11 protein-coding genes are annotated in these 13,628 nt (G+C 34.3%); 4 read left to right on the top strand and 7 right to left on the bottom strand.

The window, feature by feature from the left end:
* Positions 1-52 precede the first annotated feature (52 nt).
* Positions 53-2,278, top strand: a complete 2,226-nt coding sequence (locus tag AC51AA_RS00550) for an FUSC family protein (RefSeq protein ID WP_500703795.1) — start codon at positions 53-55, stop codon at positions 2,276-2,278.
* Positions 2,279-2,543: 265 nt separating this feature from the next.
* On the opposite strand, the gene AC51AA_RS00545 is transcribed toward AC51AA_RS00550, so the two are convergent.
* The 4 genes from AC51AA_RS00545 to AC51AA_RS00530 form a co-directional block, all read right to left on the bottom strand.
* Positions 2,544-3,581: an AI-2E family transporter gene (locus AC51AA_RS00545; RefSeq protein WP_500703794.1), complete on the bottom strand. Its 1,038-nt coding sequence runs from the start codon at positions 3,579-3,581 to the stop codon at positions 2,544-2,546.
* Between the two features lie 718 nt (positions 3,582-4,299).
* Positions 4,300-5,796 carry a malate:quinone oxidoreductase gene (locus AC51AA_RS00540; RefSeq protein WP_500703793.1) on the bottom strand — a complete coding sequence of 499 codons (1,497 nt, stop codon included), beginning with the start codon at positions 5,794-5,796 and terminating at the stop codon, positions 4,300-4,302.
* 122 nt (positions 5,797-5,918) lie between these two features.
* The gene (gene ruvX / locus AC51AA_RS00535) at positions 5,919-6,335 is read right to left on the bottom strand and encodes a Holliday junction resolvase RuvX (protein ID WP_500703792.1); all 417 of its coding nucleotides are present in this window, start codon (positions 6,333-6,335) and stop codon (positions 5,919-5,921) included.
* A gap of 234 nt (positions 6,336-6,569) precedes the next feature.
* Positions 6,570-7,187, bottom strand: coding sequence for a PAS domain-containing protein (locus AC51AA_RS00530; protein ID WP_500705663.1), 618 nt, complete (start codon positions 7,185-7,187; stop codon positions 6,570-6,572).
* Positions 7,188-7,516: 329 nt separating this feature from the next.
* Between AC51AA_RS00530 and AC51AA_RS00525 the strand changes: the two genes are divergently transcribed.
* Positions 7,517-8,332: a 2,3,4,5-tetrahydropyridine-2,6-dicarboxylate N-succinyltransferase gene (locus tag AC51AA_RS00525; RefSeq protein ID WP_500703791.1), complete on the top strand. Its 816-nt coding sequence runs from the start codon at positions 7,517-7,519 to the stop codon at positions 8,330-8,332.
* An 80-nt stretch (positions 8,333-8,412) separates the two neighbouring features.
* Here AC51AA_RS00525 and AC51AA_RS00520 read toward each other — a convergent pair whose 3' ends face one another.
* A complete protein-coding gene (locus AC51AA_RS00520) occupies positions 8,413-9,159 on the bottom strand; it encodes a glycosyltransferase family 2 protein (protein WP_500703790.1) in 747 nt (248 codons plus the stop codon).
* 343 nt (positions 9,160-9,502) lie between these two features.
* The gene (locus AC51AA_RS00515) at positions 9,503-10,270 is read right to left on the bottom strand and encodes a lipopolysaccharide kinase InaA family protein (protein WP_500703789.1); all 768 of its coding nucleotides are present in this window, start codon (positions 10,268-10,270) and stop codon (positions 9,503-9,505) included.
* Between the two features lie 61 nt (positions 10,271-10,331).
* Between AC51AA_RS00515 and AC51AA_RS00510 the strand changes: the two genes are divergently transcribed.
* On the top strand, positions 10,332-11,291 hold the full coding sequence (locus AC51AA_RS00510) for a WaaS/CpsH family glycosyltransferase (RefSeq protein ID WP_500703788.1): 960 nt from the start codon (positions 10,332-10,334) through the stop codon (positions 11,289-11,291).
* A gap of 501 nt (positions 11,292-11,792) precedes the next feature.
* A complete protein-coding gene (locus AC51AA_RS00505) occupies positions 11,793-12,353 on the top strand; it encodes an L-threonylcarbamoyladenylate synthase (RefSeq protein ID WP_500703787.1) in 561 nt (186 codons plus the stop codon).
* Between the two features lie 144 nt (positions 12,354-12,497).
* Here AC51AA_RS00505 and AC51AA_RS00500 read toward each other — a convergent pair whose 3' ends face one another.
* Complete coding sequence (locus AC51AA_RS00500) at positions 12,498-13,622, bottom strand: cysteine desulfurase family protein (RefSeq protein ID WP_500703786.1); 1,125 nt, start codon at positions 13,620-13,622, stop codon at positions 12,498-12,500.
* Positions 13,623-13,628 lie beyond the last annotated feature (6 nt).

The following is a 13,628-nucleotide window of genomic DNA, read 5'->3' as shown; positions in this document are numbered from 1 at the left end:
TTATGCCAAAATAATTCGTACAATTCTTACCTTTGCTTGTAAACCTCTATATATGCTCGATCGTATCTCCAAATTCATCAACAGTACCTCTTTTTTAAATGCCTCAAAAGTAACTATAGCTTCGGTTGTTCCTGTTTTAGTTTTAAACTTTTTAGGTTATTTTGAAGTTGGTTTCACGATAGCTTTGGGAGCATTTTACACCTATCCCAGCGATATCCCGAGCAGTTTAAGTCATAAAATAAAAGGCCTTTTAGCAGCCTCCTTTATCGTCTCAGGAGTCAACTTATTAGTCAATTTAGCTTATCCCTTTCCCTACCTATTCTACCCTTTTTTAACCCTACTCCTCTTTATATGCTCTATGATTTCCGTTTATGGACAGCGCGCTACTTTGGTTTCCTTCTCTGCCTTATTGTCCATTTCGTTATCCTTTGGACATTTACACACAGGTTGGGAAGCTTTTGAGTATTCTAGTTTTATTTTCATTGGAGGGATTTTATACCTAGTAGTAGCACTTGTATTTCATTTTGTACAACCCTATAAATACGTCGAATTACAAATTGCCGAAGGCATAAAACTAACCGCTAAATACCTAAAACTAAGAGGTGATTTATGGAGCCCTGAAGCCAACAGAAAAGCCATAATTGAAAAACAATTGGCCGTTCAAGTGGAACTGAATTTAATTCATGAAGACTTGAGAAAAGGGCTTATTGGTAACCAAAGTACGGCTGGAGCCAGCAGTCAAAACCGAAAAATGCTCTTGGTTTTTATCACCTTAGTGGAAATTCAAGAACTCGCCTTATACACCTCGTTTGACCACAGCAAACTTCATGAAAAATTTGCCCAACATCCAGAGGTCCTTAGAACTTATCAAAATGTAGCCTATAAACTGGCTTCTACCTTAAAAAAACTCTCTAAAAATGTACATCATATTGCGGTTTATGTAGACAAAAATGATTTAAAAAACGAGCTTGACGCCTTGGAATTTGCCATCTTTGATTATGAAAAAACCCTAGGTAAGGATGCTGCAGATGAAGGGGTACTGATGTTAACCAACATGCTTAAGTACGCTAAGAATCAGGTCGGGAAAATCAAAATTATTCAAAGGGCCTTCTCACTTGCAGTACAGACTTTCAAACTCAAAGACAAGGAGAAAGAACTCGAAAAGTTTTTAACACCACAATACTACCCCCTGTCTACCTTAATAGAAAACTTAAGTTTCTCTTCCTCTATTTTCAGACATTCACTGCGCCTTACCATTACCATCCTCATTGGCTTTATAATTGGAAAAATACTGCCTTTTCAGAACGTCTATTGGATCTTACTGACTATCGTAGTGATTATGCGTCCGGGCTATGGCCTAACCAAGGAACGCTCCTATAATCGAATTTTTGGAACGCTACTAGGGGGACTACTTGCCTTTGGCATTGTTTCGCTTGTTCAAAATCACATCGTATTGAGCATCTTTTCGATTGTTTTTATGTTGCTAGGCCTCTCGTTTACCAATATCAACTACAAAATAAGCGCCACTTTTGTCACTATGTATGTGGTTTTTATCTATGGAATCCTTACCCCAAATGTGGTGGAAGTCATTCAGTATAGAATATTAGACTCATTAGCTGGAGCGATATTAGCTTTCTTAGCCAATCAGTTCTTGTGGCCAGCCTGGGAATTTTTTAACACACCATCGCATATTGAAAATTCAATTCGCGCCAACAGGAATTACCTAAGAGAAATTGCGGACTATTACAATAAAAAAGGAGAAATCCCTACCTCCTATAAACTAGCCAGAAAACATGCCTTTGTTGAAATTGGCAATCTAATGACCTCTTTTCAACGTATGATGCAGGAACCAAAATCAAAGCAAAAAACACTTCCATTGGTTAACAAACTAGTGGTTTTAAATCACTCTACGCTTTCAGCCTTGGCTTCCTTATCCACCTACATCCAGTCACATCAAACCACATCAGCTTCCGAGTCATTTAATTACATCATCAAAACGATACTCGCGAACTTAGATCACGCTATTGCTGTTTTAAAAAACGAAACCATCATAGAGGATACTTTTTTCGACAAAGAAGACGTGACCTTGCAATTTGAAGAACTTAAACGAAGACACTTTAGCCGTTTGGCTCAGGATGACGAACTGGACAAAGAAACACGTCAGATCAAAATGCAGGAAGCGCAAATGGTTATTGAACAATTAATCTGGATGAGTAATCTAGCCGAAAAAATTCTAAAAATTACCAAAGAATACAAAACAACTAGACCTGAGGAGTAAGGAATTAACTCAGACAGATACTCCAGTATTCTAAACCAAGACGGACGGCATTCCGTTTTAAAAACATCTAATCTACCCATAAACCAATAGTTCATGCAACAACTTTGGATGGATAACTCGAGCAACCATAGCTTGTATATGCACTTAAGCGAACAATGAGGTCAATCTTATCAATTTACGCACCATATTTAGATTCGTTCATTTTATAATAAATTGATTGATGCTTTGATCAAGAGTCTGCATTGTCATGATAATGATAATAAGTTTATTCATCTCGTTTCAGCAGTAGGTATATGGCTTCCCATTCAGGGATATTCTGTGCTACAATTTTTAAGATAGCCATCATCGGGATGAATAATATCATACCTGGAACACCCCAAATAATTCCACCGGTAACGATTGCAAGCAACGTGGCCCATGTACTTAAATTAAGCTGCTTACCCACGACCTTTGGAAAAATAACATTAGCTTCCAAATATTGTATGAAGGCAAAGATTAGAATAACTCCTATAGGATACCATATTGAATCTTTAGTTATAAAGGCAATAGCTATGGGTAACAATGAACTTAAAATTATTCCGACGTATGGAATAATAGTCATAATTGCCGTAAGCATACCAAATAGTATAGCATGTTGAATACCTAATGCAAATAAACCAATAGTGTTTAATATGCCCACAATAATATAGACCAATATCATTCCTTTAATAAATCTTGCATAAGTAAAGATTACTTCTTGAAGTACTGCTGTGATTTTTTTTTCATTTCTTTTCCCTAAAACTATGATCATAAAATTGACAAATATGGACCGATGATAAAGAAACAATACTGCATGGACAGGAGTAAGAAAAAGCATAAGCAATACATTTGAAGTAGCCGAAAATAGGTCACTAACAATACTTGTGGTCTTGCCGCTATTTGCGATAGAACTATTGATCCATTCATTCTGCATTTTTATGGTCACATTTAAATCTTCTTGCAACCACCTTTGAGTTTGTATAAGCGTAATTTTTAACTTTTCAACAATTCGAGGTAGCTCATCTCTAAACATCTGTAATTGCCAAATCAACAGGAAAATCAATAAAGAAAACAAAATCAAAATCAGACTTAAACACAAGGCTATTGCCAAGTATCTTGGTATACGTTGGTTTTCCAGCCATAAGCAAATCGGATACATTACAAATGCTATTAATAAACCAAACAACATAGGCACAAATAGTATTGCACCTAAATGCAATAACAAACTCCCAATAAATATGAAGAGTACGGATCTTAATAAAAAATTTCCAGATAGCTTATACATGTTTTCAGTTTTAATCTGTTTTCTAATATCGAAGTATTAATTAGATTATAATCAAAGAATCAGCAATAACCAGAATCATAATAAACGACTGCTATCATCATAATGTTATGCAATACTAACTTCAAGGTACTGAATTTTAATATATTAACAAATTTTTGTAACGTTTTTTTTTACTTCAAACAATTACATTCAAAGGATCTATATCATTACACAGTTTTGTTTTTAAATACGAATTGCTAATTTTTTACGGGTTTCTAAGATCTGTTTAGTTTTTATTAGATCAATTTCAAGTTGCTTGATAAGCAGAAATATACTTCGCCAAGTTGACGAAATTAAGGATTTAAAAACCATGTATATCGGTAGCGAAAGGGTACTGGTTCATCTTAATGTAAATGTGCGGAAAAAAGATCGAAAAAACAGGGAACAGACCATTGACCTAATCAAAAGCATATTCAAAAGGAAGTACCAATTGTTTATTCTATTCCCATAGAAATTGAAAAATAGTATATACTAGATAATGTTTTGTAAAAACAGTAAAAACCTATATTGATATGATTCTTTCTACTTTAGTATAGAAGATATAAATAATTCAAAAAAAAAAAAAATCCCTGTGAATTGTTTAAAACGCACAATTAGGAAAACTATGGACAAATAAAAATGAGGCTATCTCAAAAGGTAGCCTCATTTTTTATACTATAGAAAATAAGATCGTAATCTTTTAATTTTTAAGATGTAAAACCTCTGCAGTTTGTTTTCTTAATTCTGCCAAAAGCGCTGGTTTATCATTTAAAGTCTGTCCATAAGATGGAATCATGTTTTTCATTTTTTCTTGCCAGTCTGCTGTTTTAATTTGATCCTTAAAACATCTGCTAATCAAGTCTACCATGATCGCCACTGCTGTTGAAGCTCCTGGAGAAGCTCCTAATAAAACCGCTAAACTTCCGTCTTTGGTATTGATAACCTCAGTACCAAACTCTAAAACACCACCTTCTTTTTCATCTTTTTTAATCACCTGAACACGTTGTCCTGCTTTTTCAAGTTTCCAGTCCTTAGAACGTGCTGTCGGCAAATATTCACGAAGTGCTGTCATTCGATCTTTTGGAGATTGACGTACTTGCTCTATTAAATATTTCGTCAAAGGTATATTATGATATCCCGCTGATAACATTGGAATTAAATTGTTTGGTTTTATCGACAATGGTAAATCAAGATAAGATCCATTTTTCAAGAAACGAGTCGAAAATCCAGCAAAAGGTCCAAAAAGCAATGCTTTTTCACCATCAATTACACGTGTATCAATATGAGGAACTGACATTGGAGGAGCTCCAACACTCGCCTTTCCATATACTTTAGCTTGATGTTTGGCAATCACTTCAGGATTGGTACATTTCAACCATTGACCGCTCACAGGAAAACCACCATAACCATCCCCTTCAGGAACATTCGCTTTTTCTAGTAAAGGCAATGAACCACCACCTGCACCAATAAAGACAAATTTGGTATACGCTTTTCTTATTTTACCCGTTGTTAAGTCTGTAATTTTAATTCTCCATGTTTTATCCTCACGCTGTCTTAATTTTTTAACCTCACAGTTAAAAAATAAACTAACACCGTCAAGTTTTTCTAAATAATCAAACATGCTTCTGGTTAGGGCACCAAAATTCACATCGGTTCCAATTTCCATGTGTGTAGCCGCTAATTTTTCAGTAGTTTCTCTGCCCTCCATCACTAGTGGCATCCATTGCTTCAATTTTTCAAAATCAGCACTAAATTCCATTTGAGAGAAAATAGGATTTTGTTGTAAAGCTTCAAAACGCGTTTTTAGATATTCCACGTTTTTATCGCCCCAAACAAAACTCATGTGAGGAACACTTTTAATAAAATTCTCTGGGGATGGAACTTTCTTTTCTTGCACTAAATACGACCAAAACTGGCGTGAAATCTCAAAAGATTCCGCTATACTTATTGCTTTTTTAGGATCAATACTTCCGTCTGCTTTCTCTGGAGTGTAATTTAGCTCACAAAAAGCAGAATGTCCAGTTCCTGCATTATTCCAAGCATCTGAACTTTCGGCTGCAGCAACATCTAATCTTTCGTAAATTTCAATTTTTAAATCCGGTTGTAATTCTTTCAAAATTACGCCAAGAGTGGCACTCATAATTCCCGCTCCAATGAGTACTACTTCACTATGGGAACGTATTGTTTCGTCAGACATAACAGTATTATTTTTAAAATGCAAAGGTACTTTTTATAATTGCAAAAAAAAACTAATTTCACATGATATAAGTTATGAAACTACAAAAAGCAGCATGATTCTTAGTGGAATAAACTAAAATACTAAAATCTTTTAGAAGAAAGATAATCTTGAAGCATAATGGTCGCCGAAATTTCATCTATTAATCCTTTGTTTTGACGCTGTTTTTTACTCAATCCACTATCGATCATCGTTTGAAAGGCCATTTTTGACGTAAAACGCTCATCTACGCGGATGACTTTCATATCGGGGAAAATATTAGAAAAATGGGTTACAAAACCTTTAATTATAGAAGCACTTTCGGATGGCTCACCATTCATTTGTTTAGGCTCACCCACTAAAACAGCTTCTACCTTTTCTTTAGCAAAATAGTCTTTTAAAAAATCTATTAAAGTATTGGTTGGAATAGTCGTTAAACCTGAGGCGATAATTTGCATTTCATCAGTAACTGCTATTCCAGTGCGCTTTTGTCCGTAGTCAATAGAGAGAATTCTTGGCATTTTGTAATTTTTATCAAAGATAAGTATTTTAATTTCTCTATGCTCAACCACAAAACAAATCTAAATAGAGAATCCTTTTCTGTAGCCTCGCTTCCCTTTATTGAATTCCATTGCGTCCTATTCTATCTTTTGTACTAAAATTTGTTTTTAAAAAGAAAGATCCGTTTCAAAAACTCGAAACGGATCAATCCCAACAGGGGGCAAAACTTAAAAAAAAAAAAAAATCTATTAAAATTATCTATTAAATAAACGTCTAAAAAAACCTCTTTCTTCCTCTTCTTCATCATCTTCCGTTCGCGTTTCATATTGCGCTTGATACTGAGAAAATTTCAGCTGTGTTTTTTCATGCTCAAAGATCAACTCCTTGATGTATTCCACATAGGTTCTCTTTCTTTCTTCCAAGAAACCAATTAAATATTTCTCACTAAACTCCAGTCCACTTACGGTCTCAATCTGCAAAAGTTTTTTATACAAAGGCTCTATATGCAGTGAAATAACTTCCTGAGGAACAGATTGACGTCGTCCAAAAATATTAGCCACCGCTCCCTGCTCATCTTTGGCTATTTCAAAATCCGTAATCACCCAATAGTACCTACCTGACTTGGCTAAATTTTTTACAATGGCATGAAAGTTTTTACCTTTCTTAAGGTTTTCCCACAGCACTTTAAAAATAACCTTAGGCATATCAGGATGACGAATGATATTGTGTGGCTGTCCCATTAACTCATAATCTTCATAACCTGAAACATCAACAAACACTTCATTGACATATTCAATGATACCAAAAGCATTTGTTTTACTCATAATGACTTGTGTTTTATCCCAGGAGACTTCTTTATCAATAACGATAATTTGGTTTTAAAGCTGATTTTCTTGATTCATCTTTTATTGCTTATAATAATTTGTTTTGGAACATTAATTTTAAATTTTCTAACATGGAAATGCCTAAAAAAATTAATAGTGCAAAATTAGCGCGAACAAAAAGTAAAAAACCTGACATTTATCATTTATTAATCACAACATAACACCTAAACCCCCTACTACCACTAGCTTCGCGAGATTTTCAACAACCTACTTTAATTATCAAATTAAAAACAAAAAGTTATATTCATAACATTTTCAAAAGCTTTTCCCTTTTTGCTTCTCCCCAAATACCCTATCTTTGCAAAAAATTAAAACTTATGAATTCTTTACAAACTATAATTGAACAAGCTTGGGAAAACAGAGCTTTATTACAAGAAACAACTACAACTGATGCTATTAGAGAAGTTATCGAACTAGTTGATGCAGGAAAATTACGTTGTGCTGAACCAGTTGGTGACAAGTGGCAAGTAAACGAATGGGTTAAGAAAGCAGTTGTAATGTATTTCCCAATTCAAAAAATGGAAACATGGGAGTCTGGTATTTTCGAATATCACGACAAAATGTTGCTAAAAAGAGGATATGCTGAAAAAGGAATTCGTGTAGTACCAAATGCTGTAGCCCGTTACGGAGCTTATATCTCTAGTGGTGTTATTTTGATGCCTAGTTATGTAAATATTGGAGCTTATGTTGATGAAGGAACTATGGTGGATACTTGGGCAACAGTAGGTAGTTGTGCTCAAATTGGTAAAAACGTTCACTTAAGCGGTGGTGTTGGTATTGGAGGGGTTCTAGAGCCTTTACAAGCAGCTCCTGTTATCATTGAAGATGGTGCTTTTATCGGTTCTCGTTGTATCGTTGTAGAAGGAGTTCACGTTGGTAAAGAAGCTGTGCTTGGTGCTAATGTTTGTTTGACTGCTTCAACAAAAATTATTGACGTAACTGGTGATGAGCCTGTTGAAATAAAAGGTTTTGTTCCTGCTCGCTCTGTAGTAATACCAGGAAGTTATACTAAAAAATTCCCTGCTGGTGAGTTTCAAGTACCATGTGCCTTAATTATTGGTACTCGTAAACCATCAACTGATTTAAAAACTTCATTAAATAATGCGCTTCGTGAATACAATGTAGCGGTATAATTTAAGATTTAAATAAATAAGAAAAAGGAATGAATTTAATAAACTCATTCCTTTTTTTATGTCCTTTTTTATGTCCTTTTTTATTGCTTTCTCTGCAGTTTTAACAGCTTCGCATACTTCATATAAGAGAAGAAAGCTTGAATCATGGCTATGGATAAACCATCTATACCATTAAAGATTCCCTTTTTAAAGAAGTAACAACGTACAAAAGCTACCGTACCATTTAAAACAGGTTTAAACGAACCTACCCTTTTGCCTTGATCAAACAATTGTTGCGCATGCCAACCTGAATATTGATTCTTTTTAGCAATGATTTGATCTAAAGATTCCCATCCATAGTGCAAAATATGCACAGCTACTCTTTTCTCATTTTGAGTAACAATGGATTGATGTACTATTGAATCCGAAGGATGTGCTGTTTTTTTATTAAAAAAACGAACTTTATGATCAGGATACCATCCTGAAAAATCAATCAGTTGATCACCTAAAAAGTTTTTTACCCTAAAACTAAAAGCATCGTAGTTTCCTTCTAGATATTTTTGATTACGTATAAACTCTTCTGCATCTTTATCCAGAAATTCATCCGCATCAAGATTCAAAATCCAATCATTTTTACAATAAGGCAAACCATGTGTGCGTTGTGGTCCGTCTCCTAAAAAAGCCTGCTGGATCACTGTTGCCCCTTTTCCTTTTGCAATTTCAACCGTATTATCCTTGCTAAAAGAATCTACTACGATTACTTCGTCACAAACTTTTAATAGAGCATCGATGCATTTTCCAATATTTTTCTCTTCATTGAAAGTAATAACCAGACCGCTAATTTTCATTGTCAATTTTAATTTATTCCCCGCAAAAATATAACTTTTTTGATTAATTCAGTCGCATTCACACCAGCAGATTGCTCGCCTGATCAAATAGCACTTCCATTACACCTTATTCAAATAAAAAAACAACCCTCCATCCCATGAGAAAAAAAACCAATGTACTAAACAGCTTCGACCTTAGGCCGACCACATCCTCATTACGGTCTTTAAACCCTAGATCAGTGAATAAAGAAAAAGGACAAAAAAACACTTTAAAATCATGTTTCTTGTCCTTTTTTATTTCTTTCAAATAGACACCTTTAATTCAACTCGTCCTTACTCGCGAATTAAAAACAATGCTCCTTCCTTATTTCTTCCAAAATTTAAGCTTTTTCTTCAACCTTTTCTTTCTATAAAATTGCTCTTGAAAGTCTGTTGTGTACTTCCACAGCGTAGTGAAAATTTTCTGCTCAGACTCTGCTTTGTACAACTTAGCATACTCGTTACTCATGATCTCCACCATCTCCTTTAAAGGAGTCAATCGGCAAAGGTTTTTCATACGCATTTCAAAAGTCATGCTCTTATGAAACTCCATTCGATTTAAATCAACCAAGAAAAAATCATAATTTCCATTGCTGTTTTTCTTAATTAGAGTATTCCCTGGCGAATGATCTAAAAACTCAATACCTTTTTGATGCAAATCAAAACTGAATCGAGTAAACTGTCTTAAGATCTCCATATGATCTGGATAATCAACTACCTCTATCAATTCTCTATAAGTTAAATCACAGCTAATTTGTTCACTGATATAATAACTTTTTTCCAATCCTAAAAAGGAATAGAATTCAACAAAAGCAATTGCACTTGGAGTTCCTACACCTAGCTCAGTCAATCGGTTAGCAAACTCGAAAGAACGTCTTGCTTTTGATTTCCTAAAATATTTATAGGCAATTTTATTGATAAGATGCGGTATTTTAAAAGACTTAATATTGACTACTTTATCTTCTAAATCAAATAATTTTATTTGATTTCTCTGCCCAATAACAAAATCCCTTCCTTTTGACTCAAAAGAATTGATATCATCTAAAAGAATAGATCTAAATTTCTCATATTCCTTATTTAATCTAAAAATCATAAAAGTTGTTTCCGCAAATTTAGTTAGTTTTGCTAACTTATAATATAAAAATATTCACATTATGCGGATCACTATAATTAGCCATGACAATTGGGGATACAATCACCATATTGTTACAGCTCTAGAAAAAAGAGGGCACATTGTGAACCATATTGATTTTAATACTTTTAAGTATCAATACCCCAACTTTTCCTATCGTATCTACAACTTTTTTTCAAAAGCTTTTCTAAAAAAGAACATCAAAAATATTCATTTTGGAAATGAAATAATCCGACGTTTAAAAGCCCTAGGCGAAATTCAAGACGTTATATTAACGATCAAGGGAGACTTTATTGACCCTGAGAAGATTCTAGAATTTAAAAAATACACTAAAAAATCCATTGGTTATTTTAACGACAACATCTATAGATGTCCTAAAATAGTTCCTACTCTTGGGAATTTTGATGAAGTATATTCCTTTGAAAAAGAAGATGTAGACAAGTACCGTCTCAACTTTATAACCAATTACATTTATACTGAAGCCGAGATAAACCGAACTGGGAATTTTAAATACGAAGTATTCAATATCAGTTCAAAAGACAATCGCTTTAAAACCATTTCAAAAATAGCCGATATTTTAAAAGCCAACGACATCTCTTCTAAAATTATCGTTTATGACAAAAAAAACAAACATAAAAGTAAGAATATAGAATTCATCTCGAAATACATTCAGATTAAAGAGGTTGAAGAATATATCCATCAGTCCAAAATTCTTTTAGATATTCATCGGGCAGAGCAAAACGGATTAAGTTTTAGAGTATTTGAAAGCATTGGATTACAAAAAAAATTAATTACGACCAACCACAATATCGTTGATTACGTTTTTTACAACCCCAACAATATTCTGGTAATTGATGAGAAAAATCCAATCATACCGAAATCTTTTTTTGAAACGGACTACGAAAAAATACCCGACGAGATCTACGATAAATACACTTTAGAACATTGGATCGACACGGTTTTCTTAAACAAAAACCAGTAAATTCTCTCAGCCAAAAATAAATCACACTTGAAATAAGCTACCTTTTTTATGCCTATTTCGCCAGAATCCTCTCTTGTTATTATGTCCAGAACATAATAACAAGAAGACTCTCACTCACTCCCTATTCTGACGCAATTAACCCTGCTTTTGACTCTAAAAGTTCATTTTTCTCAAAACTATCCTTTTAAATTGTAACCAAACCGGCAGCAGCTTTGCAAAGTTCAACACGATCTATCCCCTCTCTTCCACCTAAAATAGGGAAGTAAAACGACTAACACTTCTAAGGGCTCTTCCTTCAACACTCTTGCGCCAACTCTTTTTGAAATAGACCGAATTACCTATGATACCTTTATCAAAAAAGACAATCATACCAAAGAAAAAGATAAATCAATTGCTAACTGACAAAACGAGAGCCGAAATATGATTCAAACAACATCTTCTTTTTATTTATACCTTTGCAATCGTAATTGATCAAATAAAACAATTGTTATAATTTATAGAATGAACGAAGAAATATTAAAAGCTTACGAAGTCATCAAAGAAGGCGGAATCATTCTTTACCCTACAGATACCGTTTGGGGAATCGGCTGTGATGCAACAAATCCAGAAGCTGTTGCCAAAATCTACAAACTCAAACAACGCGCTGAAACGCAATCCATGATTGTGCTGATGAATGGGGAAAAAATGATGTACAATGTATTTAAAAACATCCCTGAAGTAGCTTGGCAAATATTAGATTTATCTGAAAAACCCACCACATTGATTCTGGATGAACCTAGAAATGTCGCTCCAAATATTATTGCAGCAGATAATTCACTGGGAATTCGTGTGGTAAAAGAACCTTTCTGCTTTAAATTATTAGAGCGAATGAAAAAACCTTTGGTCTCCACTTCAGCTAATATTTCAGGTCAACCTACTCCTATTGCTTTCAAAGATATCAATCCTGAAATCATCAAAGGAGTTGACTATGTGGTCAATTTGTATCAAGACAGAGTGGCTGGAAAACCCTCAACGATTATCAAATTAACAAAGGATTCACAAGTAAAAGTGATTCGTAAATAAGAAAAGAGTGACTTCTACTTCGCTCAAACGGACGAAAAACGGTCTTTTGAGCGAAGCCGAAGGATATTCAATCTGGAAATATAATGCTGAAACGATTAAAAAAAGCTTCGCTAATGACCATTCAGCATTCTATAATTGCCTAAACTAAACCGTTTTCAAACTCTCTATTAGCCAATCGATATCTTCTTTGGTATTATAATGGCTAAGAGAAATTCTAAGATTAGGCAATTTTAAATCTGCTTCAGACAGCATTTCTTTTAAAACATGAGAAGGTTTTACACTTCCCGATTGGCATGCACTCCCTCTAGAAACTGCTATTCCCTTCATATCTAAAGTAAACAACAACATCGCCGTTTTTGCTTCCGGAAAAGGCAAAATAACATTGATGATATTGTAAAAATCTTCTTTTTTACCGTTGATTCTAAAGCCTGGGAAATGGCTTTGTAACTGTTCAATCAAATACATTTTTAAGTCTAATATATAGACTCTCTCCTCTTGTAAATGCTCACAAGAAAGAGTCAACGCTTTGGCCATTCCAGCAATTTGATGCACAGCTTCAGTTCCAGCACGCAGGCCTTTTTCCTGTTCACCGCCAAAAAACAAAGGCTGTAATCCTGAATTTTTACGAATAAAAGCAAAGCCTACTCCTTTTGGCCCATGAAATTTATGGGCACTCGCCACTATAAAATCAACTGTTGTTTTTTGCAAATCAATCTCGGTTTTCCCCACTGATTGTACTGTATCAGAATGAAACAAAACACCATATTGCTTACAAATCACACTCACTCTATCGAGATCTAAAATAGTCCCTGTCTCATTATTGACATGCATCAAACTCACTAAAGTCTTCTTTTCTTGGGCTAATAAATTCGATAAATGGGTTAAATCAATACTCCCATCAGGATGTATCTTCACGTAATCTACCTCAATATTGTATTCCAATTGCAAGGCCATAGCAGTATGCAGTACCGCATGATGCTCCACTTTAGAGGTAATAATACGTTCTATTTTACGATCTTTTACAGCAGAACGAAGAATCCAATTGTCCGCTTCTGTACCCCCTGAGGTAAAAATAATTTCTTGAGCAGAGCAATTGAAGTGTTTGGCGATACTTTTTCTGGAAAGTTCTAAAATGGTTTTTCCATTGCGTCCAAAACTATGTGTAGAAGACGCATTACCAAAATCTTCTGCCATAACTTTAGTCATTTCTTGAATAACTTCAGCGCGCATGGCAGTTGTAGAGGCGTTGTCGAGGTATACTTTTTTCATTGTGGC

It is taken from the genome of Flavobacterium sp. OHVDL-2026-0007 (assembly GCF_059882335.1).
The sequence above is the reverse complement of the archived record's forward strand: the minus strand, read 5'-3'. Positions and strand labels throughout refer to the sequence as shown.

Coding starts and splice junctions, on each gene's coding strand:
- AC51AA_RS00515 (WP_500703789.1), bottom strand. CDS start 10,270: ATGATTTTTAGATTAAATAAGGAATATGAGAAATTTAGATCTATTCTT.
- AC51AA_RS00545 (WP_500703794.1), bottom strand. CDS start 3,581: ATGTATAAGCTATCTGGAAATTTTTTATTAAGATCCGTACTCTTCATA.
- AC51AA_RS00505 (WP_500703787.1), top strand. CDS start 11,793: ATGAACGAAGAAATATTAAAAGCTTACGAAGTCATCAAAGAAGGCGGA.
- AC51AA_RS00525 (WP_500703791.1), top strand. CDS start 7,517: ATGAATTCTTTACAAACTATAATTGAACAAGCTTGGGAAAACAGAGCT.
- ruvX (WP_500703792.1), bottom strand. CDS start 6,335: ATGCCAAGAATTCTCTCTATTGACTACGGACAAAAGCGCACTGGAATA.
- AC51AA_RS00510 (WP_500703788.1), top strand. CDS start 10,332: ATGCGGATCACTATAATTAGCCATGACAATTGGGGATACAATCACCAT.
- AC51AA_RS00520 (WP_500703790.1), bottom strand. CDS start 9,159: ATGAAAATTAGCGGTCTGGTTATTACTTTCAATGAAGAGAAAAATATT.
- AC51AA_RS00500 (WP_500703786.1), bottom strand. CDS start 13,622: ATGAAAAAAGTATACCTCGACAACGCCTCTACAACTGCCATGCGCGCT.
- AC51AA_RS00550 (WP_500703795.1), top strand. CDS start 53: ATGCTCGATCGTATCTCCAAATTCATCAACAGTACCTCTTTTTTAAAT.
- AC51AA_RS00540 (WP_500703793.1), bottom strand. CDS start 5,796: ATGTCTGACGAAACAATACGTTCCCATAGTGAAGTAGTACTCATTGGA.